Annotated in this window: 18 protein-coding genes; 13 read left to right on the top strand and 5 right to left on the bottom strand. The window is 70.7% G+C overall.

Annotation, left to right across the window (positions count from 1 at the left end; genetic code table 11):
- Positions 1-48: 48 nt before the first annotated feature.
- The gene (locus ITJ54_RS03505) at positions 49-1,527 is read right to left on the bottom strand and encodes a leucyl aminopeptidase (protein WP_194625892.1); all 1,479 of its coding nucleotides are present in this window, start codon (positions 1,525-1,527) and stop codon (positions 49-51) included.
- Positions 1,528-1,611: 84 nt separating this feature from the next.
- On the opposite strand from ITJ54_RS03505, the gene ITJ54_RS03500 reads away from it, so the two are divergent.
- The 6 genes from ITJ54_RS03500 to ITJ54_RS03475 all read left to right on the top strand — a co-directional run bounded on the left by ITJ54_RS03500 (position 1,612) and on the right by ITJ54_RS03475 (position 8,048).
- Positions 1,612-2,526, top strand: a complete 915-nt coding sequence (locus ITJ54_RS03500; protein ID WP_374116143.1) for a proteasome assembly chaperone family protein — start codon at positions 1,612-1,614, stop codon at positions 2,524-2,526.
- Positions 2,527-2,617: 91 nt separating this feature from the next.
- On the top strand, positions 2,618-3,937 hold the full coding sequence (locus ITJ54_RS03495; RefSeq protein ID WP_194625891.1) for an MFS transporter: 1,320 nt from the start codon (positions 2,618-2,620) through the stop codon (positions 3,935-3,937).
- A gap of 215 nt (positions 3,938-4,152) precedes the next feature.
- Entirely contained in the window at positions 4,153-5,436 is a 1,284-nt protein-coding gene (locus ITJ54_RS03490; protein WP_194625890.1) for an RNA polymerase sigma factor, read from the top strand.
- Positions 5,437-5,444: 8 nt separating this feature from the next.
- A complete protein-coding gene (locus ITJ54_RS03485; RefSeq protein WP_194625889.1) occupies positions 5,445-6,704 on the top strand; it encodes a MurT ligase domain-containing protein in 1,260 nt (419 codons plus the stop codon).
- Positions 6,701-7,474: a type 1 glutamine amidotransferase gene (locus tag ITJ54_RS03480; protein WP_194625888.1), complete on the top strand. Its 774-nt coding sequence runs from the start codon at positions 6,701-6,703 to the stop codon at positions 7,472-7,474. Before ITJ54_RS03485 ends, ITJ54_RS03480 begins: the two co-directional genes overlap by 4 nt.
- 124 nt (positions 7,475-7,598) lie before the next feature.
- Positions 7,599-8,048 carry a hypothetical protein gene (locus ITJ54_RS03475; RefSeq protein WP_194625887.1) on the top strand — a complete coding sequence of 150 codons (450 nt, stop codon included), beginning with the start codon at positions 7,599-7,601 and terminating at the stop codon, positions 8,046-8,048.
- Positions 8,049-8,127: 79 nt separating this feature from the next.
- Here the strand turns inward: ITJ54_RS03475 and ITJ54_RS03470 are convergent, their stop codons facing one another.
- Entirely contained in the window at positions 8,128-8,352 is a 225-nt protein-coding gene (locus tag ITJ54_RS03470; RefSeq protein WP_071275757.1) for a hypothetical protein, read from the bottom strand.
- Positions 8,353-8,519: 167 nt separating this feature from the next.
- On the opposite strand from ITJ54_RS03470, the gene ITJ54_RS03465 reads away from it, so the two are divergent.
- Complete coding sequence (locus tag ITJ54_RS03465) at positions 8,520-10,646, top strand: DNA gyrase/topoisomerase IV subunit B (protein WP_194625886.1); 2,127 nt, start codon at positions 8,520-8,522, stop codon at positions 10,644-10,646.
- Positions 10,647-11,033: 387 nt separating this feature from the next.
- Here the strand turns inward: ITJ54_RS03465 and ITJ54_RS03460 are convergent, their stop codons facing one another.
- Positions 11,034-13,520, bottom strand: coding sequence for a DNA gyrase/topoisomerase IV subunit A (locus ITJ54_RS03460; RefSeq protein ID WP_194625885.1), 2,487 nt, complete (start codon positions 13,518-13,520; stop codon positions 11,034-11,036).
- 25 nt (positions 13,521-13,545) lie between these two features.
- Between ITJ54_RS03460 and ITJ54_RS03455 the strand changes: the two genes are divergently transcribed.
- The gene (locus ITJ54_RS03455; RefSeq protein ID WP_323741581.1) at positions 13,546-14,697 is read left to right on the top strand and encodes a nucleotide pyrophosphatase/phosphodiesterase family protein; all 1,152 of its coding nucleotides are present in this window, start codon (positions 13,546-13,548) and stop codon (positions 14,695-14,697) included.
- Between the two features lie 100 nt (positions 14,698-14,797).
- Here ITJ54_RS03455 and sepH read toward each other — a convergent pair whose 3' ends face one another.
- Positions 14,798-15,820, bottom strand: coding sequence for a septation protein SepH (gene sepH / locus ITJ54_RS03450; protein WP_194625883.1), 1,023 nt, complete (start codon positions 15,818-15,820; stop codon positions 14,798-14,800).
- A gap of 264 nt (positions 15,821-16,084) precedes the next feature.
- Between sepH and ITJ54_RS03445 the strand changes: the two genes are divergently transcribed.
- Entirely contained in the window at positions 16,085-16,384 is a 300-nt protein-coding gene (locus ITJ54_RS03445) for a DUF4193 domain-containing protein (RefSeq protein ID WP_031263038.1), read from the top strand.
- A gap of 109 nt (positions 16,385-16,493) precedes the next feature.
- Here the strand turns inward: ITJ54_RS03445 and ITJ54_RS03440 are convergent, their stop codons facing one another.
- Positions 16,494-16,925 carry a DUF3093 domain-containing protein gene (locus ITJ54_RS03440; RefSeq protein ID WP_194625882.1) on the bottom strand — a complete coding sequence of 144 codons (432 nt, stop codon included), beginning with the start codon at positions 16,923-16,925 and terminating at the stop codon, positions 16,494-16,496.
- 65 nt (positions 16,926-16,990) lie between these two features.
- Here ITJ54_RS03440 and dut point away from each other — a divergent pair, with 65 nt between their 5' ends.
- The 4 genes from dut (at position 16,991) to ITJ54_RS03420 (ending at position 22,029) form a co-directional block, all read left to right on the top strand.
- Positions 16,991-17,521: a dUTP diphosphatase gene (gene dut, locus ITJ54_RS03435; protein WP_194625881.1), complete on the top strand. Its 531-nt coding sequence runs from the start codon at positions 16,991-16,993 to the stop codon at positions 17,519-17,521.
- Positions 17,518-18,240 carry a DUF3710 domain-containing protein gene (locus tag ITJ54_RS03430; protein ID WP_194625880.1) on the top strand — a complete coding sequence of 241 codons (723 nt, stop codon included), beginning with the start codon at positions 17,518-17,520 and terminating at the stop codon, positions 18,238-18,240. The genes dut and ITJ54_RS03430 overlap by 4 nt, the downstream gene beginning before the upstream one ends.
- 15 nt (positions 18,241-18,255) lie before the next feature.
- On the top strand, positions 18,256-19,071 hold the full coding sequence (locus ITJ54_RS03425; RefSeq protein WP_323741580.1) for a DUF3159 domain-containing protein: 816 nt from the start codon (positions 18,256-18,258) through the stop codon (positions 19,069-19,071).
- A 120-nt stretch (positions 19,072-19,191) separates the two neighbouring features.
- Positions 19,192-22,029, top strand: coding sequence for an aconitate hydratase (locus ITJ54_RS03420; protein WP_194625879.1), 2,838 nt, complete (start codon positions 19,192-19,194; stop codon positions 22,027-22,029).
- Positions 22,030-22,080: the final 51 nt, after the last annotated feature.

Genomic DNA, 22,080 nt, shown 5'->3' with positions numbered 1-22,080 from the left:
CGTTCCGGTGGGTGGCGCATCGACGCCTGCCCACCGGAACCAAACCTACTACTTGGACTGGAGGTCTTCTGCGAGCGAGATGAGGGTGCGGACCATCGCGCCGGTCGGTCCCTTGCCCAGCCACCCGTAGCCGCCGCCCTTGTTCTCCGAAGGGCCCGCGATGTCGAGGTGCGCCCAGGGGACACCCTCGCCGACGAAGCGCTCCAGGAACTTGCCCGCGAGCAGCATGCCGCCGGCCGGGTTGCCCACCGTGGCGTTCACCATGTCGGCGACGTCGCTGGACAGCCGGGCGTCGAGCTCCTCGGGGAGGGGCATCGGCCAGATCGGCTCGGCGACGGCCTCGGCGAGGGCACGGACACGGGCCACGAGGTCGTCGGTGCCCATCAGGCCGGTGGTGCGGTCGCCGAGCGCGACGACCTGGGCACCGGTGAGCGTGGCGACGTCGACGACCGCGTCGGGCTGCTCGAGCGAGGCGGCGGCCAGGCCGTCACCGAGGACCAGCCGGCCCTCGGCGTCGGTGTTCGTGACCTCGACGGTCTTGCCGTTCTTCAGCGTCAGGACGTCGCCGGGGCGGATCGCCGACCCGGACGGCATGTTCTCGGCCAGGCAGAGCCACGCGGTGACCTTGACGTCGAGGCCGAGTCGGGCAGCGGCGACGGTTGCGGCGAGGACGGTCGCGGCGCCGGTCATGTCGGTCTTCATGCCGAGCATCGATGCGGCCGGCTTGAGCGAGAGCCCGCCCGAGTCGAACGTGATGCCCTTGCCGACGAGGGCGAGGTGCTTCGTGGCGGAATCCGGCGCGTACCGGACGACGACCAGCCGCGGGGGACGGACGGACCCGGCGCCGACGCCGAGGATGCCCCCGAAGCCCTGCTCCTCGAGCGCGGTCTCGTCGAGGACCTCGACGGTCAGCGGCAGGTCGCCGGCGAGCCCGGTCGCGACGTCCGCGACGTCCGACGGGCCGAGGTCCAGTGCGGCGGTGTTGACGAGGTCGCGCACCAGGGCGGCCGCGTCGGCGACGATCGCCGGGCGCACGGTGGCGTCGGCGACGGCGGACGGGGCGAGCACGACGACGCGCTGGTCGCCCAGCACCGGTCCGGTGCTGCCCATGCCCTTGTGCCGGGTGAACGAGTAGGCGCCGAGCGCGGCACCTTCGAGGGCGGCGTCGACGAGCTCCTCGGAGTCGGTCGGCAGCGCGAGCGCGATCGAGGACACGAGGGGGAGCTGGCGGACGGCGCTGCCGGCGGCCGAGCGGACCGCGGCGGCGTCGGTGCCGGCGCCGAGCCCGATCAGCGCGATGCTGCGGGCGCTGACACCGGTGCCGGGCAGGCGCACGAGCTGGTCCTTCGCGCCCGTCACGCCGATCGCCGCGAGGTCGAGGTCGTCGAGCGCGGAGAAGGGCGTGGTCGCGGGGGCGACGATCGTCGCGGGAGCGCCGTCGGTGCCGGGCCGGACACCGACGACGAGGACGTCGGCGTCGATCGAGGAGGGGGAGGTGGAGTCAGTGGAGAGCGTCGGTCGGACCATGCTCCAACCCTATCCAGGCACTGTTCGCTGTCGGCGTGGGCGTCGTGGCGGGTGGTGTCGGGGCCCCCGCCTAGCATTGGGACGGTGAACCGCCCCGAGGACCTCTACACGTTCGACGAGTCCGCCCCGACGGTCCCGACCGGCCTGCACCTGGTCGCCGGGCTCACGGGGTTCGCGGACGCCGGCTCGGCGGTCGCCCAGGTGACCACCTCGATCCTCGAGCGGCTGGACACCCGGCTCGTCGCCGAGTTCGACCCGGACGCGCTGCTCGACTGGCGTGCCCGTCGCCCGGTGATCACGTTCGAGCACGACCACATCACCGACATCGAACCGCCGCGGCTCGCCCTGCACCTGGTGCGGGACGAGATCGGGCAGCCGTTCCTCTTCCTGTCCGGCTACGAGCCCGACTTCCAGTGGAACCGGTTCGTCCGCGCGGTGACCGACCTCGCCGCCGAGCTCCAGGTCGTGGACACGACGTGGGTCCAGTCGATCCCGATGCCCGTGCCGCACACCCGCCCCGTCAGCCTGACCGTGTCGGGCACGCGCGCCGACCTCATCGAGTCGATGAGCGTCTGGAAGCCGGAGACCCAGGCACCCGCGAACGTCCTGCACCTCGTCGAGCACCGCCTGACCGAGCTCGAGCGCCAGGTCACGGGCCTGGTGCTCCTCGTCCCGCACTACCTCTCCGACACCGAGTACCCCGACGCCGCCGTGGCGGCCCTGTCCGGGATCGCCGCTGCAACCGGCCTGATCTTCCCGACCGACGCCCTGCGCGAAGAGGGCCGCGAGTTCGCCCTCCGCGTCGACGAGCAGGTGGCCGGCAACGGCGAGCTGCAGCGACTCGTCGCGGCGCTCGAGGAGCGCCACGACACCTACATGGAGGGCAACCCCGTCGGCTCGCCCCTCACCGGCGTCGACGGCGAGGTCCCCACGGCCGACGCGATCGCGGCCGAGCTCGAGCGGTTCCTGGCGGACCGCCGGGACGCCTCCGACGACTGATCCGGGCTGGAGGCTCCACCACAGCCGTCCGCGCCGCGCACGTGCTCCACAGCTCGTCCTGGCAGTGGTGACGCGCCGCTAGCCTGGTCGGGTGAACTCCCGCCGTGCCTTCGTCGTGTGGGGCGTCGCGGTCCTCGCGTACGTCCTTGCGGTCGTGCAGCGGTCCTCGCTCGGCGTGTCCGGCGTGGACGCGCAGGACCGCTTCGCGGTCTCCGCCGCCGTCCTCTCCACTTTGGCGGTCGTGCAGATCGCCGTGTACGCGGGGCTACAGATCCCCGTCGGGATCGCCCTCGACCGGATCGGGCCACGGCGCCTGGTGCTGCTCGGCGCGCTGCTGCTGGTGCTCGGGCAGGCCGTCGTCGCGGTGTCACCCACGATCGGCCCGGCGGTGGTCGGGCGGGTCCTGGTCGGTGCCGGGGACGCGATGACCTTCATCTCGGTGATCCGCCTGCTGCCGATGTGGTTCAGCGGCCGGATCCTGCCGCAGATCTCGCAGTGGACGGGCAACCTCGGGCAGGTCGGCCAGATCGCCTCGGCGTTCCCCTTCGCGCTGCTGCTGCACAGCGCCGGGTGGACCGTGGCGTTCGGGGTGGCTGCGGCGGCCAGTGCCGTCGGGCTCGTCCTGGCGTTCGTGTTCGTCCGCAACGGACCCGTCCCCGTCCGAACCGACACGATCCCGCTGCCGCACACCTGGTCGGCGGCGTTCCACACCTTCGGGCACGCGCTCCGCCGCCCCGGCACGCAGCTCGGCTTCTGGTCGCACTACGTCACCCAGTCCTCGGGCACGGTGTTCAGCCTGCTCTGGGGCGTGCCGATGCTCCGCGGGCTCGGCTACTCCTCGACCGAGGCCGCTGGGTTCCTCACCGTCATCGTCGCGGTCGGGTTCGTCGCCGGGCCGCTGCTCGGGGTGCTCTGCGCCCGGTACCCGCTCCGCCGGTCGAACCTGGTGCTCGGCGTGGTCGTCCTGCTCGGTGTCGTCTGGACGTTCGTCCTGCTCTGGCCGGGACACCCGCCGACCTGGCTCCTGGTGCTGCTCGTCGTGGCGATGGGCATCGGCGGCCCCGGCTCGCTCATCGGGTTCGACTTCGCGCGTTCGTTCAACCCGATGGGCTCCCTGGGGTCGGCGAACGGGGTCGTCAACGTCGGGGGCTTCCTCGCGGCCTTCGTGATGATGTTCTGCATCGGCCTGCTCCTCGACGCCGTCGCCCGGGCCACGGGGGAGACCGTCTTCGCCTGGGCGAACTTCCGGGTCGCGCTCACCGTGCAGTACGTCGTGGTCGGGTTCGGTGTCGGCATGCTGTTGCACGCCCGGCGTCGCACGCGCGCCCAGATGCACCTGCAGGACGGAATACGGGTCGCACCGCTCTGGGTTGCACTCGTTGCACGCCTGCGCAAGCGGACCGTGCAATAATGAGACCAGGACCCGTTCGGGCCTCCCATGTACAGGTGCTCTTCCAGGGCGCGTGTTTCGTCGGGGGACTTGACATGGGTCCTCATGCTGCCCTGAACGGGCGGCGTTGCCAGGAGCAACGGGGCCAGTGACGCGGGGGAACTGCGGCACGGGTCCCGCGTGGCAGAGGGAAGGCCACGACCCCAGGAACGTGGCACGACGAGAGAGGTGATCGCATGGCTGCCCGGAGCACGACGATCGATCCCACGAAGGACAACGCCGACACGGTGACCGAGGCCGAGAGCCCCGAGACCGACGGCACCGCTGCGCCGAAGAAGCGCGCGACGAAGGCCCCCGCCAAGAAGGCGGCTGCCCCGAAGAAGGCCGCGGTGAAGAAGCCCGCGACGAAGAAGGCCGCGTCCGACGAGGACGAGGACGAGACCGTCGAGCCGGCAGAGGCAGTCGACGCGACGGACGACACCGACGACGACACCGAGGACAAGCCGCGCACCGCCGCGGTCGAGGCCGCCAACGCCGTCGCCGCGGGTGCGCTCGTCATCTCGCAGTCCGACGACGACGAGGCGCCGGTCTACTCGACGACGATCACCGGTGCGACCGCCGACCCCGTCAAGGACTACCTCAAGCAGATCGGCAAGGTCGCGCTGCTCAACGCGGAGCAGGAGGTCGAGCTCGCGATGCGCATCGAGGCCGGTCTGTTCGCCGAGGACAAGCTCCAGCACGTCACCGGCCTGTCCAAGCCCGAGGAGCGCGAGCTCCGCTGGGTCGCTCGGGACGGCCAGCGGGCGAAGTCGCACCTGCTCGGCGCGAACCTCCGCCTCGTCGTGTCGCTCGCCAAGCGCTACACCGGCCGTGGCATGCAGTTCCTCGACCTCATCCAGGAGGGCAACCTGGGCCTGATCCGTGCCGTCGAGAAGTTCGACTACACCAAGGGCTTCAAGTTCTCGACCTACGCCACGTGGTGGATCCGTCAGGCGATCACCCGCGCCATGGCCGACCAGGCCCGCACCATCCGCATCCCGGTGCACATGGTCGAGGTCATCAACAAGCTCGCCCGTGTCCAGCGGCAGATGCTGCAGGACCTGGGCCGCGAGCCCACCCCGGAAGAGCTCGCCCGTGAGCTCGACATGACCCCGGAGAAGGTCGTCGAGGTCCAGAAGTACGGTCGCGAGCCGATCTCGCTCCACACCCCCCTGGGTGAGGACGGCGACTCCGAGTTCGGTGACCTCATCGAGGACACCGAGGCGGTCGTGCCGGCCGACGCGGTGGGCTTCACGATGCTGCAGAAGCAGCTCGAGAGCCTGCTCGACTCCCTGTCCGAGCGCGAAGCCGGTGTCATCCGGATGCGCTTCGGCCTGGGCGACGGTCAGCCGAAGACGCTCGACCAGATCGGTGACACGTTCGGTGTGACGCGTGAGCGCATCCGCCAGATCGAGTCCAAGACGATGGCGAAGCTCCGCCACCCGTCGCGGTCGCAGTCGCTGCGCGACTACCTCGAGTAGGCCGAGCGGTGCGCTTCTTCATCCCGATCCTCATCGGGCGGATCCTCCGCGCCCTCGCCCGTGCGCGGGGCGGGGGGTCCGCCTACCCGGGCTTCATCGTCCTGAAGCTCGTGCCGGACTTCCTGCAGCGCGTCACGGAGCAGTTCCCCAACGGGGTCGTCTTCGTGCTGGGGTCGAACGGCAAGTCCACGACGACGCACATGATCTCGGACATCGTCCGGGCACACGGGCTCCGGGTCTTCACCAACCCGTCGGGCGCGAACCTGCCGCAGGGCATCGCGTCCGCGCTGCTGTCGGAGGTCTCGCTGACCGGTCGGCTCAAGGCGGACATCGGCATCCTCGAGGTCGACGAGGCCTTCGCCGTGGAGCTCGCCGGCATCCTGTCGCCGTCCACCGTGACGATGCTCAACGTCCAGGTCGACCAGCTCTACCGGTTCTTCGAGACCGAGCGCGTGGCGACGATGATGCTCGACACGGCGGCACTGTCGACCGCGAACGTCATCACCAACCACGACGACCAGTTCCTCGACGCCTACACGGCCGTCGACGGCCAGCGGGTGCTGCGCTTCGGTGCGAGCCCCGCCATCGTCGCCGCGAGCCCGAACGGCCTGCAGAACGCCGACGACTTCGACCGCGCTGACGCCGAGCAGTCGGTCATCGACGCCGAGGTCACCGAGCACACCGGCGACGCCGCGACGATCGCCTTCGCGGGATCGGACATCGCCGTGCGCCTGCCCGCCCGTGGGCTGCACTACGCGGTCGACGCCGCTGCGGCGACGGCCACGGCCAGTGCCGCGCTCGGCACGCAGTTCCGACCGGACGCCGTCACGCGGGCCTTCTCGACGATGAAGCCGGCGTACGGCCGTGGTGAGCGACTGCCCATCGCCGGCGAGTCCGCCGAGTTCACGATGTTCAAGAACGCCGCGAGCCTGCAGCTGAACCTCGACGCACTGCCGGACCACCCCGAGCAGGTGCTCATGGCGATCGACGAGGGCACCCCGGACATCTCGTGGATCTACGACATCGACTTCTCCAAGCTCGACCACGTCGACGTCGTCTCCGGTGACAAGGCCTGGCAGATCGCGATCGCCCTCGAACACGCCGGCGTCCGGATCGGCCGGGTCGAACCCGACGTCGAGACCGCCATCAAGCACATGCAGGGCCTCGGCACGACGAGCACCGGCACGAAGAACTTCATCGTCAACTACGAGATCATGATGATCGCCCGGAAGGCCCTCGGCCACCCGGACCTGGAGAAGACCGCATGACGGCCGATCGCCTGACCATCCTGCACGTCTACCCGCGGCAGATGGGGGTGTCGGGGGACCGCGGCAACGTGGTCGCCCTCACCCGTCGTGCCGCCGCCGCCGGCCTCCCGACCGAGGTCGTCGAGTACGCCCCGGGCGGCGACCTGCCCGCCGCGGCGGACGTCGTCGTCATCGGGAACGGCCCGCTCAGCGCGATGCGGTCCCTCGGGAGCGACGTCGCGCGCATCGCAGCGCCCCTCCGCGACCTCGTGGCCGCGGGCGTGCCGATGGTCGCGGTCGGTGGCGGGTTCGACCTCGCGACGAACGAGGTCATCCCGACGGAGGGCGCTCCGGTGCAGGGGTTCGGTGTGTTCGATGCCCGAGCCGTCCGCGGTGCCGAGCGTCGCGTCAACTACTTCGTGCTCGAGACCCGCTACCCGCTGCTCGACGGTGCCTCCAAGCGGCTCGCAGCGTTCGAGGACCACGCCACGCGGATCGAGCTCGGCGCAGGCGTCACCCCGTTCGCTGACGTCGTCTCCGGTGGCGGGAACCAGGCCGGTTCCCCGGTGGAGGGCGCCGGCCGCGGGACCTCCTTCGGCACCCACGCGCAGGGCCCGCTCCTGCCGCTGAACCCGGCCCTCACCGACGGTGTCCTCGCCGCGGCCGCCGCGCGGCGGGGCCGCGAGTACGCGCCGGACCCGGAGCAGACGGCGACCATCGACCGGTACGCGCGCGAAGCGCGGGCGACGGTCGACCGCTACGTCGACAAGGCGTTCAAGCGCATCGCGTGACGCTCACGAAGGCCGGGCCCGCACGGGCCCGGCCTTCGTCGTCCCCGCGATCGTGGCAACAGTTGCCAGAGCCGACACATCGGCAACGGGATGTGAAATGTTGGAGGCCGACAAAGGAGGCCTCATGCACCACACCAAATCCGTCCTCGCGCTGGTCGGCGCACTCGTCGTGACACTGACCACGACGGGTGCCATCGTCCAGACAGCTCCTGCTGAGGCTGCAACGCCGCGCATCAGTTCGGCCTGCAGCTCGGTCCCGACGACCACGACCGAGTACGACGGGATACCCGGGCCGATCTTCTACAAGCGGCTGCAGTGCATGGCCAGCAAGGCTGGGTACGCAGGCGAGATCGACGGCCAGATGCGATCAGACGCATGGGTCTTCGTCGCAAAGCGACTTGCGGTCGGCGGGTACTACCAGTCTGGGAACTTCTACGGAACCGAGCACCCCCTCACCATCGCAGCGCTGCAGCGGTGGGCGGCCGACCACGACCGCTACAGCGGCCCCATCGACGGCGTGTGGGGGCCGAACAGCTACCGAGGTGCCGCCTGGGCGCTGAACCGCGAGTTCTAGAAGGGTCCACAGACAGACAGGAGGCCCGGTGCCAACTGGCACCGGGCCTCCCGTCTTGCTGTACTCGCGCCTCGGCGCGCTACTTCGACTCGCGGAGTCGGCTGCTCTCGTCGTGCCATTCGATCGCGGTGGCTGCGAGCTTGTCCTTGAACTCCGCGCCGTGGTGGGCGCAGAAGAACAGTTCGCCGCTGGCCATGGTGGCTCGGATGTAGGCCTGCGCTCCGCAGCTGTCACACCGGTCGGCAGCGGTGAGCTGGTGGTTGCTGACGTCGTCGATGGAGAGGTCCTGCACGGTCTGGGTCATTGCTGTGCTCCTCACGGATTGCAGGTGGTGCTTCCTGGTTGCACCATTTCAACACGTGCTGCCTGGATGTACGGCATTGGGGCACTCCATTTCGCTCAGCGCGGACCGATCGTCCCCAGTGCGAGTGTCAGGGCCGTGGTGTCGGCCGTGCTGGGTAGGCTCGGGAGGTGAGCTCCGACTACTCCGCACGGCATCTCTCCGTCCTCGAAGGACTCGAGGCGGTCCGGAAGCGTCCCGGCATGTACATCGGGTCGACGGACTCCCGTGGTCTGATGCACTGCCTGTGGGAGATCATCGACAACTCCGTCGACGAAGCCCTCGCCGGACACGGTGACGAGATCGGCGTGCGGTTGTTCCCGGACGGGTCCGTCCAGGTCACCGACACCGCCCGGGGCATCCCCGTCGACGTGGAGCCGAAGACCGGCCTGACCGGGGTCGAGGTCGTCTTCACGAAGCTGCATGCCGGCGGCAAGTTCGGGTCGGGGTCCTACGCGGCGTCCGGCGGGCTCCACGGTGTCGGCGCCTCGGTCGTGAACGCGCTGTCGGAGCGCCTCGACGTCGAGGTCGACCGCGGGGGCAAGACCTACGCGATGTCGTTCCGTCGCGGGGAACCCGGGCTGTTCGACGACTCGGACGGCATCGGCCCGGACGCACCGTTCAGCCCCTTCACCTCCGGCAGTGAGCTGCGCGTCGTCGGCAAGGTCAAGAAGGGCGTCACCGGCTCGCGGGTCCGCTACTGGGCCGACCGGCAGATCTTCACCAGGGACGCCGCCTTCAGCATGGCGGACCTGGTGAACCGTGCGCGCCAGACGGCGTTCCTGGTGCCCGGACTCGGCCTCACGATCACCGACGAACGCCCGACCGCGATCGCCGCGGCCGCCGAGCGCGCCGCCGCGACGGGTGTCGAGGTCGCCGAAGGGCCGGTCGTCGAGCGCTTCCGGTACGAGGGCGGCATCGGCGAGTTCGTCGAGCACCTCGCCGTGGACGGTGCGAAGACCGACGTCTGGCGCATCCAGGGCTCCGGCACCTTCAAGGAGACGGTGCCGATGCTCGACGACAAGGGCCACATGGTCTCGACCGAGGTCGAGCGCACCTGCGAGGTCGACATCGCCCTGCGCTGGGGCGACGGCTACGAGACGGTGTTCCGCAGCTTCGTGAACATCATCGCCACGCCGAAGGGCGGCACCCACCAGGCTGGCTTCGAGGCCGGGCTGGTCAAGGCCGTCCGCACCCAGGTCGAGGCCAACGCCCGCAAGCTCAAGCTCGGGCAGGACAAGCTCGAGAAGGACGACGTGCTCGCGGGACTCACCGCCGTGCTGACCGTCCGGCTGCCGGAGCCGCAGTTCGAGGGCCAGACGAAGGAGATCCTCGGGACGCCGGCCGTCCGTCGTGTCGTCGACTCAGTCGTGTCGAAACGGATGACCGAGATCCTGACGTCGACCCAGCGCACCGAGAAGGCCCAGGCCGCCGGACTGCTCGAGAAGGTCGTCGCGGAGATGAAGACCCGCATCTCAGCCCGAGCGCACAAGGAGACCCAGCGCCGGAAGAACGCGCTCGAGAACTCGTCCCTGCCGACGAAGCTGGCGGACTGCCGGTCGAACGACGTCGAGGGCACCGAGCTCTTCATCGTCGAGGGCGACTCCGCGCTCGGCACCGCCAAGCTCGCGCGCAACAGCGAGTACCAGGCGCTCCTGCCCATCCGCGGCAAGATCCTCAACGTGCAGAAGGCATCCGTCGCGGACATGCTCTCGAACGCCGAGTGCGCCTCGATCATCCAGGTCATCGGCGCCGGGTCCGGTCGCACGTTCGAGCTCGACCAGGCCCGGTACGGCAAGGTCATCATCATGTCGGACGCCGACGTCGACGGCGCCCACATCCGCACGCTGCTCCTGACGCTGTTCTTCCGCTACATGCGGCCGATGATCGAGCAGGGCCGGGTGTTCGCCGCGGTGCCGCCGCTGCACCGGGTCGTCGTCATCAACCGCGGCAAGCCGAACGACACGTTGTACACGTACTCCGAGCAAGAGCTGCAGGCCGTGCTGAAGAAGCTGGCGAAGTCCGGGAAGAAGTACCAGGAGCCGATCCAGCGCTACAAGGGGCTCGGCGAGATGGACGCCGACCAGCTCGCGGAGACGACGATGGACCGGGCGCACCGCACTCTGCGTCGGGTCCAGGTGCCCCATGCCGAGTCCGCTGCGAAGGTCTTCGAGCTGCTGATGGGCAACGACGTCGCCCCGCGCAAGGAGTTCATCCTGGCCGGCGAGGGCCTGGACCGCGACCGCATCGACGTGTAGGTCCCGTCGCGCGGTCCTGACCAGGTGAGACGCCCCCGTCTGCACGAGACGCCGGTGTCTCGTGCTCGGGACAGCCGCTGAGGCCCCGTGAGACACCCCCGTCTGTGCGGAACGCCCCGGAGTCATCGAGACGCCGTCGAAACTGGCGGCGTCTCAGCCACTCCGAGGCGTCTCGGCCAGACGGGGGTGTCTCGACGCGAGACGGGGGCGTCTCGGTCGGAGTGCACGAGACCCGAGCCTCGCGCGGCGCGAGCGTCGCGCTAGGCCTCGTCGCCGCGCCGCCGCCGGGGCAGGACCGAGTCTCGGCTGGGCGGACACTTTCGAGCGGTCGGAGCGCGAGTTGTGTCCGCGGGGCCGAGACTCGGCCGCGTGCGGCGGTGGCGCGCGCTACGCCTCGCCGCGCGTGCCGTCGAGCGTCGCCGCGCTGCCGCCGATCGACGCCACGACGTCGTCGAGCGGGCTGCCCGACCCGTCGCGCTTCGACATCCAGTCCGGCAGCGTCCGGGCAGCGCCGTCCGTCCCGACCGCGTGCGGCGGCGCGATGCCGGACCACGCGACGGTCAGGCCGTCCTCGCCCTTGAGGAACGCGTGAGCCCGCACACCCTGGGTCGCACGGCCCTTCGCGGGGAACTCCGACAGTGACGAGACCTTGGCGCGTCCGGTGTCCGTGCCGGGCAGGGCGGACGAAGACGTGGAGACGGTGGCGACGACGGCGTCCTCGGTCGGCGTGACGGCGCCGAACCAGATCACCGAGGCACCGGAGGACAGCGCCACGCCAGCGACCCCGCCGGCGGGCAGACCCTGCGCACGGACGGCGGCCGCCCCGAACCGGAGCAGCTGCGCGTTCGAGGTGATGAACACGAGGTCGTCCGACTCGGCCGACTGGGTGGCGCCGACGACCTGGTCGCCGGGCTTCAACCCGATGGCCACGAAGTCGGGCTTGTCCGGCCAGGCCCCGGGGACGACCCGCTTCACGACGCCCTGCGCGGTGCCGATCGCGAGCGAGTGCTCGGACGCGGCGCTGAGGTCGACCACGGCGACGACGGCCTCGCCGCGGGGGATGCCGAGGTACTCGTGCACCCGCACGCCGGCGTCGAGCCGGACGGCAGCGGGCGGGACCGACGGCACGTCGACGGGGGAGAACCGCACGATGCGGCCGGTCGAGGTGAGGGCCCCGACCTGCCCGCGGACGGTGCTGAGCACGCTGGACATGACGGCGTCGTGCTTGGAGCGCTTCGGCACCCGCACGACCCCGAGTTCGGCGGTGGGGACGTCGACCCGGACGAGCCGCCCGGTGGTCGACAGCAGGACTCGGCACGGGGCGTCGGCGACCTGGAGGTCCTCGGGGTCGACCACGGCCTTCTTGCCCCCGCGAACAGGGGCATCGGCCTCGGTCAGCAGGGTCCGGCGCGGCGTGGCGAACTTGTCCGACACCTCGGTGAGCTCCAGCGCGACCTGAGCGCGCAGACGGTCGTCGGAGGCGAGCAGCTCCTCGAGCGCGGCGATGTCGGCGAGGAGCTGGTCCCGCTCGCCCTCGAGCTCCATCCGGGAGAACTTCGTGAGCCGGCGGAGCCGCAGTTCGAGGATGTACTCGGCCTGCACCTCGGACAGGTCGAACACGTCCCGCAGACGGCTGCGTGCGGCCTCGGAGTCGTCCGACGTGCGGATGACCTGGATGACCTCGTCGATGTCGAGGATCGCGATGAGCAGGCCCTCGACCAGGTGCAGGCGTTCGCGTCGGCGCGCCATTCGGTACTCGGAGCGCCGGGTGACGACGGCGATGCGGTGCTGCACGTAGACGTCGAGCAGCTCGCGGAGCCCGAGCGTGCGCGGGGACCCGTTGACCAGGGCGACGTTGTTGATGCCGAAGCCCTCTTCGAGCGGGGTGTGCTTGTAGAGCTGCTCGAGCACGGCCGCGGGGTTGAACCCGGACTTGATGCCGATGACGAGCCGCAGCCCGTGGTTGCGGTCGGTCAGGTCGTTCACGTCGGAGATGCCGACGAGCTTCTTGGCCTGGACGCCGTCCTTGATCTTCTCGATCACGCGCTCGGGGCCGACCAGGTAGGGCAGCTCGGTGACGACCAGGCCGGTCTTGCGCGGCGACAGGGTCTCGACGCTGACCTTCGACCGGGTGCGGAAGGTGCCGCGGCCGGTGGCGTAGGCGTCGCGCACGCCGGACAGCCCGACGATCGTGCCGCCGGAGGGCAGGTCGGGACCCGGCACGTACTCCATGAGTTCCTCGAGTGACGCCTTCGGGTGCATCAGCAGGTGCTTGGCGGCCTCGACCACCTCACCGAGGTTGTGGGGGGCCATGTTCGTCGCCATGCCCACGGCGATGCCGGACGCGCCGTTCACCAGCAGGTTCGGGAACGCGGCGGGCAGCACGCCCGGCTGCATGATCTGGTTGTCGTAGTTGGGGACGAAGTCGACGACGTCCTCGCCGAGGTTCTCCGTCATCGCCATCGAGGGTTCGGCGAGCCGGGCCTCGGTGTACCGGGCCGCGGCGGGGCCGTCGTCGAGCGACCCGAAGTTGCCGTGGCCGTCCACCAGGGGCACGCGCATCGTGAACGACTGCGCCATGCGCACCAGGGCGTCGTAGATGGCGCCGTCGCCGTGCGGGTGCAGCTTGCCCATCACCTCGCCGGTGACGCGGGCGCTCTTCACGTGGCCGCGGTCCGGCCGCAGGCCCATCTCCGACATCTGGTACAGGATGCGGCGCTGCACGGGCTTCAGGCCGTCGCGGGCGTCCGGCAGGGCACGCGAGTAGATGACCGAGTACGCGTACTCGAGGAACGAGCCCTGCATCTCCTCGGAGACGTCGACGTCCTCGATGCGCTCACCGTCGGGGAGACCGACTGTGTCCGTGCGTGCCATGGGACCTTTCTGGGAGGATCGGAGGGTGACACTGAGCCTACCGACGGCCCCCGACGCCACCGCGAACCTCGCCGACGTGCTGCCGAGTTGCCTCGTGGCGCTCGGCGCTGCGGACGACACGTGGTTGCGCACACACGGCCTGGAGGCCCGGATCGCCCTCCGTCCCGCCCGTTCCGCGGTCGTCGTCCTGGTCGACGGCCTGGGGGCCAACGCGCTCGGCGCGCGTGCCGGGCACGCCCGGTTCCTGACGGGCTCCCGGAAGCGCCTGCGCAGCGGCTTCCCGACGACGACCGCCGCGGCGCTCTCGACCCTGACGACCGGTCGCTCGCCCGGCACCCACGGCGTGGTCGGCTACAGCGGCTGGAGCCCGGACACCGGAGCGGTCGTGAACCTGCTGAGCGGGTGGGACGACGAGGTGCCCGCCGGGTGGCTCCGCACGCCCACCCTGTTCACCGAGGCACCGGCCGTCGGCGTCGACCCCGTGGTCGTCGGTCCGGCACGGTACGAGTCGTCGGGCATGACCGCGAACGTCCTCAGCGGCGCCCGGTACGTCCCCGCCGACACCGTCGCGCAGCGGGTCGACGCGGCGGTCGCGGCCACGCTCACCGGCGCGGCGCTCGTGTACCTCTACGTCCCGGAGCTCGACTCGATCGCGCACAAGCACGGCTGGCAGTCCGACCGGTGGACCGCGGCGCTGGAGTCGCTCGACGGGGAGCTGGCCCGCCTGGCCGTCGGCGTGGCCCGCGACGTCGGGGTCCTCGTCACGGCGGACCACGGCATCCTCGACGTGCCGGAGGACGCGAACATCGCCATCGACCCCGACCTGCTCGAGGACGTCGTCGGCGTCGCGGGGGACCCGCGCTGCCGCCAGCTCACCGTCGCCCCGGGGACGGACGTGCCCGCGCTGGTCGAGGCCTGGCGCAGCACCTACGGCAAGCGGGCGTACGTCGCCAGCCGCGACGAGGCGATCGCGGCGGGTTGGTTCGGCGCGGTGTCCGACGACGTGCTGCCGCGCATCGGCGACGTGGTCGTGGTGGCGCGGAGCACGTGGGCGTTCAACGACGACCGGGCGCTGAAGCCCGGTGCGGTGCCGAAGCGGATGATCGGCCAGCACGGGGCGATGACCGACGACGAGCTGCTCGTGCCGCTGCGCCTCGCCGGGGCGTTCGCGAGCTGAGCTCGCGCGCACGACCCGCACCGGGCCCTGGACGCGAGCAGCCCGCCACTCGACGTGCGTGGCGGGCTGCTCCGGGCCTCCCGGCCGTGGTGGTGTGGGTTCAGACCTCGTCGTCGGGACGCGTGCCGAACACGATCTCGTCCCAGCTCGGCATCGAGCGGCGGCTGCGCTTCTTGCGGTCCTGGCGGCCCTCGGACTCCGGGGCCGAGGACGGGCGGCCGTCCGGCTGTGGGGCCGTGTCGTTCGTGTCGGTGAAGCCGTGCAGCGGGATGTCCACCACGCTGACCGCGCCGCGCTGCTCGTCCTGCTGCTGGTCGGCGAACGTCACGGACTCGCGCTCACCGCGGCGACGCCGGAGCGCCTCGAGCAGGTCGGCGGTCTCGTTGCCCGGAGGACGCTCCTCGATCTGCGCGGTGCCGATGCGGGGGAGCGGTGCGCGGAGCGGGGCACGCTCGGGGACCTCGGGGTTGGTGACGGCTTCGTCGGGCTCGTCGACGCGGAAGGCGCCGGAGTCGAAGCGGGTGCCGTCGGTGTCCTGCTGCTCGTACTCGACCGCACGGAGGCGGGGCGCGAGCCCCTCGTCCTCGGTGTGCGAGAGCCGATGTGCGTCGCTCGTGTCGGGCGTCAGCGTCGAGGTCTTCGGGTCGAACGACCACTGGGCGTCGTGCTCGACCTCGCCCGCGGTGTAGCGGACCTGCACCTGCCAGCCGTTCTCCACGTGCTTCCAGCTCGACCAGGTGACGCCGGTGGCCTCGCCGGACTCCAGGCGGGCCGTGATGGCGTCGCCGAACACGTCGGGTGCTGCGTCGTCGGACGGCGTCACCGGCACGCGGCGGGCGGCGTCGAGCATGAAGGCGCGCTCGGCGAGGACGGGGCCCTCGAAGCGACGGACGTACTCGACGTCGACGTCGAGCGCCGAGGCGACGTCGGCCGGGTCGGCACCGCTGCGGATCCGGGCCTGGACGTCCTTCGGGGACACGCGCTTCTGCGGCATGCCGTCGGGGTTCGCCTGCCGGACCTGCCCCGGCAGCGCCGAGGTGACGGGCAACCGGAACTCGCTGCCGCCGTCGGTCGCGAGCAGGAGCGCCCCGGACTCCACTCCGATGACTCTGACGTCTTGCATGGTTCCGCCTTCCGAGCAGTTGCGTACGGTCTGCGTCGTACCCGGGAAGTATGCAGCGGTGGAGGCCCGATCCCGGGGAGGCGCACGGGCGTGCCGCCGGGGTGTCGCCAGATCGGTCCCGGCCTGCGGGAATGGCCGGAGCACGTGCCGGGTTGCACGCCCAGACGAGCCGCTGACCGCTCAGTTTGCATCGAGGCGGCACGTGTTGGATACTGTCGCCGCCGATCTCCGGCGACGACCTCTCGATACGAGAAATGGATGGGCATGGCCACCGATTACGACGCCCCCCGGAAGACCGACGACAACTCCGATTCGGAGTCGATCGAGGCCCTCAAGGAGCGCGTGCCCGACAAGATGTCCGGAGTCGTCGACGACGACTCCGACAACCCCGGCAGCTTCGAACTCGCCGGACAGGACCTCAGCGACGTCGACCTCGACGTCGTCGTGCTGCCCCCGCAGGTGGACGAGTTCACCTGCGTCGAGTGCTTCCTCGTGAAGCACCGGTCGCAGCTCGACCACGAGTCGAAGCTCGGCCCGGTCTGCGCGGAGTGCGCCGCGCTCTAGGGCACGCACGCGAACGTCGAACGGCCCACGTCCCCTCGGGGGCGTGGGCCGTTCGTCATGTCCGGGGGCGCACCGCGGGGGCGTCCCACGGGGGTGCGGCGGGCGCGGGTCAGGACCGCAGGGCGTCGACGACCTTGTCCGGGTCCCGCACGCTGACGAGCCAGTACGGCGTGGGGTCGGCGTCGTCGCGGACCTCGACGCGCACGACGGGCCGGACGTACCCCCGGAAGAGCGTCCACGCCCGGGCGTCCAGCTTCGGCCCGCGCTGCGTCGTGGCCTCGGCCCCGTGGAACGGCACGACCTCGCCGACGGCCGCACGCGGCAGGTGTGCCCGTCCGGCGCGGAACTCGGTGTCCGTCACCTCGATGACGGGTGCGACGGCCCACAGGAGCACGAGCACGCCGACCTCCATGGCCGCGGCGACGATGATCCCCGTCACGATGCTGATCGGCAGGAACACGAGCAGGCTCGCGGGGATGACGAGCGCCGTCGCCAGGTACAGGCTCGGCGGCGCCCAGAGACGTTCGCGGTACAGGGTCACGAGACCATTCGACCACGACTCAGCTGAGGTCACGGAACGGTCACGGGCTGCACTACCCTCGTCACGTGACCGAACCTGTCGACGTGCTCTGGACCGGGGAGAACGCTCCCGTCCACGCCCACCCCGGTGATGCCGGCGCCGACCTCGTCTCGACCGAGGCCTTCGTGCTCGCTCCCGGTGCGCGCCGCCTGGTCGGCACGGGCGTCTCGATCGCCCTGCCCGACGGCCACGCGGCCTTCGTGGTGCCCCGCAGTGGTCTCGCGGCCAAGCACGGCATCACGATCGTGAACTCGCCCGGCACGGTCGACTCCGGCTACCGCGGCGAGATCAAGGTCGCGCTGCTCAACACCGACCAGACCGAGCCGTACGAGGTCCACGTGGGCGACCGCATCGCGCAGATGATCGTCATGCCGGTGCCCCCGGTCGTGTTCACGCGGGTCGACGAGCTCCCCGACAGCGTCCGTGGCCTCGGCGGCTTCGGCTCCTCGGGCTACGGTGGCACGAGCGCCGACCCTGGCGCGCAGACGAACCACAGCACGAGCGCCGCAGCCGGCGCTGAGACAGACCTGAACCAGACGGAAGGAACGCAGCGATGAGGATCGGCCGACGCAAGCGTGACGAGGTCGAGGTGGCCGCTGCGGTCGCCGACGACGCCGAGGTCGCGGAGACCTCCCCGGAGGTCGACATCGCGGTGGAGGCCGACGCCGGACTCGACGAGGTCGACGCCGTCGCGCCGACCGGCAAGTCCGCCCCGGACGACCGCGAGGAGTCGGGCCCGCTCGACGAGACCGAGGCCAACCCGGTCCGGCCGTACGTCGACCTGGGCGGCGTGAAGATCCTGCCGCGCGAGGGCCTGCACCTCCGCCTCGAGGTCGAGGAGGGCTCGCAACGCGTCGTCGCGGTCGGGCTCGACTACGACGACTCCACGCTCCAGGTCCAGCCGTTCGCCGCACCGCGGTCCACCGGCCTCTGGCACGAGATCCGCGCGCAGATCGCCGACCAGATCGAGCGCCAGGGCGGCACCGTCACCGAGGTCGACGGCCCGTTCGGCCCCGAGCTCCGCGCCAGCGTCCCGGTCGTCGTCGACGGGGACGGCGGCGTCGCCGGCGCCCGTCCGGCCCGCTTCATCGGCGTCGACGGACCCCGCTGGTTCCTGCGTGGCGTGATCGCCGGCAAGGCCGCCGACTCGCCCGAGGACGCCGAGGAGATCGAAGAGCTCTTCCGCAGCGTCGTCGTGGTGCGCGGCACCACGCCGATGCCGCCGCGCGACCTGATCCCGCTGCACATGCCGAAGTCGACGCAGTCGGCGATCTGACGACCAGGAGGCCCGGTGCCGGACCGTCTCGACCCTGCTGACCCCGAGGGGGCCGCGTCTGCTGACGCGACCACCCCGGCCGCTGACGACCGCTCCGCTGACGACCGCTTCGCCGACGAGCGTGCCGAGCCGCTGTCGCTGAACGCGCAGCTCCGCGACGCCGTCCGGAACGCGGGCATCGGCCAGGTGGCACCGGGAGAGGCCCCCTCCGGCCGCGCCCTGGTGACCGCCGTCGGTGGCGTGCGAGGCCTCGCCGAGTCGGTGCTGCCGGGCTTCGCGTTCCTGATCGTCTACGCGATCACGAAGGAGCTCGTCCCGAGCGTCGTGATCCCCGTCCTCGTCGGGCTCGTGTTCGTCGTGCTCCGGCTGGCCCAGCGGCAGTCCCTGGCGATGTCGTTCGCCGGCATCCTCGGCGTGGCGATCTCGGCCGGTCTGGCACTCATCACCGGCAAGGCGGAGAGCAACTTCATCCCCGGGATCCTCATCAACCTGGTGTGCCTGGTCGGGCTCCTCGCGACGCTCGCGATCCGCCGGCCGCTCATCGGGCTCATCGTCGGGCTGCTCCTGCCGCAGGACGAGGACGGCACGGGCACCGACTGGCGTGCCGACCCGGGCAAGCGCCGCGTGCTGACGGTCGCCACCTGGCTCTGGGTCGGACTGTTCACGCTCCGGCTGGTCATCGAGATCCCGCTCTACCTGACGGCGCAGGTCGAACTGCTCGCCGGCATCAAGCTCATCACGGGTGTCCCGCTCTACGCGGCGATGCTCTGGGTGACGTGGCTGCTCACCCGCACGGTGTTCAGGCGCGAGCCGGACCAGGCTGCCGTGTAGAGTTCTCTCGACATCAAGACATCTCCGCGGGGGCATCGCACCCGGCGGCGAAGGTCTACCGTGCTGGTGGGACGGCCCACGAGGACGAGGGCACGATCGATCAACTCAGGAGGCGGCACAGTGGCTGCAGTCAACAGCTTCGGCTCGAAGGACACGCTCTCGGTTGGGGGTGTCGACTACGCGATCCACCGGATCGACTCCGTCCCCGGACACGAGAAGCTCCCGTACAGCCTCAAGGTGCTGCTCGAGAACCTCCTCCGCACCGAGGACGGCAAGAACGTCACGGCGGACCAGATCCGCTCGCTCGGCTCCTGGCGTCCCGAGGCGGACCCGGACACCGAGATCCAGTTCTCCCCGGCCCGCGTGGTCATGCAGGACTTCACCGGTGTGCCGTGCATCGTCGACCTCGCCACCATGCGCGAGGCGATGGCCGACATCGGCGGGGACCCGAACAAGATCAACCCGCTGTCGCCGGCCGAGATGGTCATCGACCACTCCGTCATCGCTGACCTCTTCGGCAGCGCGGACTCCCTGCAGCGCAACACCGACCTCGAGTACGAGCGGAACGGTGAGCGCTACCAGTTCCTCCGCTGGGGCCAGACGGCGTTCGAGGACTTCAAGGTCGTCCCCCCGGGGACCGGCATCGTCCACCAGGTCAACATCGAGTACCTGGCGAAGGTCACCTACACGCGTGACTTCGACGGCGAGATCTACGCCTACCCGGACACCCTCGTCGGCACCGACTCGCACACGACGATGGTCAACGGCCTCGGCGTGCTCGGCTGGGGCGTCGGCGGCATCGAGGCCGAGGCAGCGATGCTCGGCCAGCCGGTGTCGATGCTCATCCCGAAGGTCGTCGGCTTCAAGCTCTCCGGTGAGATCCCGGCGGGCGTGACCGCGACCGACGTGGTGCTGACCATCACGCAGCAGCTCCGCAAGCACGGTGTCGTGGGCAAGTTCGTCGAGTTCTACGGCGAGGGCGTCAGCGCCGTGCCGCTCGCGAACCGCGCCACCATCGGCAACATGAGCCCCGAGTTCGGCTCGACGGCCGCCATCTTCCCGGTCGACGACGTCACGCTCGACTACCTCCGCCTGACCGGCCGCGACGAGGCCCAGATCTCCCTCGTCGAGGCCTACTCCAAGGAGCAGGGCCTGTGGCACGACGCCTCTGTCGAGCCCGCCTACTCGGAGTACATGGAGCTCGACCTCTCCACGGTGGTGCCCTCGATCTCCGGCCCGAAGCGCCCGCAGGACCGCATCGAGCTCTCCAAGGCGAAGGACCAGTTCGAGGTCGACCTCGCCAACTACGCGAGCATCGACCACACCGAAGAGGACAAGGCCGTCGCGGACACCTTCCCGGCGTCCGACCCGGTCGCCGCCGCCCCCGGTGACGAGCACGCGGTCGACGACCTGCAGGACGCCCCGGCGTCCGAGGTCCCGGCGCACGCATCCAGCGCGCCCGGCTCGGTCTCGAAGCCCACGTCGGTCGCGATCGCGGACGGTGCCCCGTTCACGATCGACCACGGCGCCGTCGCGATCGCCGCGATCACGTCGTGCACGAACACGTCGAACCCGTCGGTCATGATGGCCGCCGGCATCCTCGCGCGGAACGCCGCGAACAAGGGCCTCACCGCCAAGCCGTGGGTGAAGACCACCCTGGCGCCGGGCTCCAAGGTCGTCACGGACTACTACGAGAAGGCCGGTCTCACGACCTACCTCGAGCAGCTCGGCTTCTACACGGTCGGCTACGGCTGCACCACCTGCATCGGCAACTCGGGCCCGCTGCCCGAGGAGATCTCGCAGGCCGTGCAGGACAACGACCTCGCCGTCACCGCGGTGCTCTCGGGCAACCGCAACTTCGAGGGACGCATCAACCCCGACGTGAAGATGAACTACCTGGCGAGCCCGCCGCTGGTCATCGCGTACGCCCTCGCCGGGTCGATGCACTTCGACTTCGACACGGACGCCCTCGGCCAGGACCAGGACGGCAACGACGTCTACCTGGCGGACATCTGGCCCGACGCGGCCGAGGTCCAGCAGGTCATCGACACGTCGATCGACACCGCGATGTTCACCCACGAGTACGGCTCCGTGTTCGAGGGCGACGACCGCTGGAAGAACCTGCCGACCCCGACGGGCGACACCTTCGAGTGGGACGCCGAGTCGACCTACGTGCGGAAGCCCCCGTACTTCGACGGCATGACCATGACGCCGGACGCCGTCTCGGACATCTCCGGCGCCCGCGTGCTGGCCAAGCTGGGCGACTCGGTCACGACCGACCACATCTCGCCGGCCGGTTCGATCAAGGCCGACAGCCCGGCGGGCAAGTACCTCGCCGAGCACGCGGTCGACCGCAAGGACTTCAACTCCTACGGGTCGCGTCGTGGCAACCACGAGGTCATGATCCGCGGCACGTTCGCGAACATCCGCCTGCGCAACCAGCTCCTCGACGGCGTGGAGGGCGGCTACACCCGCGACTTCACCACCGCCGACGGCGAGCAGTCGTTCATCTACGACGCCTCGCAGCACTACCAGGAGCAGGGCACCCCGCTCGTCGTGTTCGGCGGCAAGGAGTACGGCTCCGGCTCGTCGCGCGACTGGGCGGCCAAGGGCACGAGCCTGCTCGGCGTGAAGGCCGTCATCACCGAGAGCTTCGAGCGCATCCACCGCTCGAACCTCATCGGCATGGGCGTCGTCCCGCTGCAGTTCCCGGCGGGCGAGACGATCGAGTCCCTCGGGCTCGACGGCACCGAGGTCGTCTCGATCTCCGGGCTCACCGAGCTGAACGAGGGCCGCACGCCGAAGACGGTGCACGTCACCGCCGAGCCGAGCGCGCACTCGCCCGAGGGCAAGCAGACCGTCGAGTTCGACGCCGTGGTCCGCATCGACACCCCCGGCGAGGCCGACTACTACCGCAACGGCGGCATCCTGCAGTACGTGCTCCGGTCGCTCGTCTGAGCGAGTCGGGCACGGGTCGCTGAAGCGACCAGGACCGGACGGGAGGCGCGG

It is taken from the genome of Curtobacterium sp. VKM Ac-2865, assembly GCF_015350905.1.
Lineage (GTDB): Bacteria > Actinomycetota > Actinomycetes > Actinomycetales > Microbacteriaceae > Curtobacterium.
This window is presented reverse-complemented; position numbering and strand designations above follow the sequence as displayed.

Coding starts and splice junctions, on each gene's coding strand:
- ITJ54_RS03505 (WP_194625892.1), bottom strand. CDS start 1,527: ATGGTCCGACCGACGCTCTCCACTGACTCCACCTCCCCCTCCTCGATC.
- ITJ54_RS03490 (WP_194625890.1), top strand. CDS start 4,153: ATGGCTGCCCGGAGCACGACGATCGATCCCACGAAGGACAACGCCGAC.
- ITJ54_RS03480 (WP_194625888.1), top strand. CDS start 6,701: ATGACGGCCGATCGCCTGACCATCCTGCACGTCTACCCGCGGCAGATG.
- ITJ54_RS03475 (WP_194625887.1), top strand. CDS start 7,599: ATGCACCACACCAAATCCGTCCTCGCGCTGGTCGGCGCACTCGTCGTG.
- ITJ54_RS03470 (WP_071275757.1), bottom strand. CDS start 8,352: ATGACCCAGACCGTGCAGGACCTCTCCATCGACGACGTCAGCAACCAC.
- ITJ54_RS03460 (WP_194625885.1), bottom strand. CDS start 13,520: ATGGCACGCACGGACACAGTCGGTCTCCCCGACGGTGAGCGCATCGAG.
- sepH (WP_194625883.1), bottom strand. CDS start 15,820: ATGCAAGACGTCAGAGTCATCGGAGTGGAGTCCGGGGCGCTCCTGCTC.
- ITJ54_RS03445 (WP_031263038.1), top strand. CDS start 16,085: ATGGCCACCGATTACGACGCCCCCCGGAAGACCGACGACAACTCCGAT.
- ITJ54_RS03430 (WP_194625880.1), top strand. CDS start 17,518: ATGAGGATCGGCCGACGCAAGCGTGACGAGGTCGAGGTGGCCGCTGCG.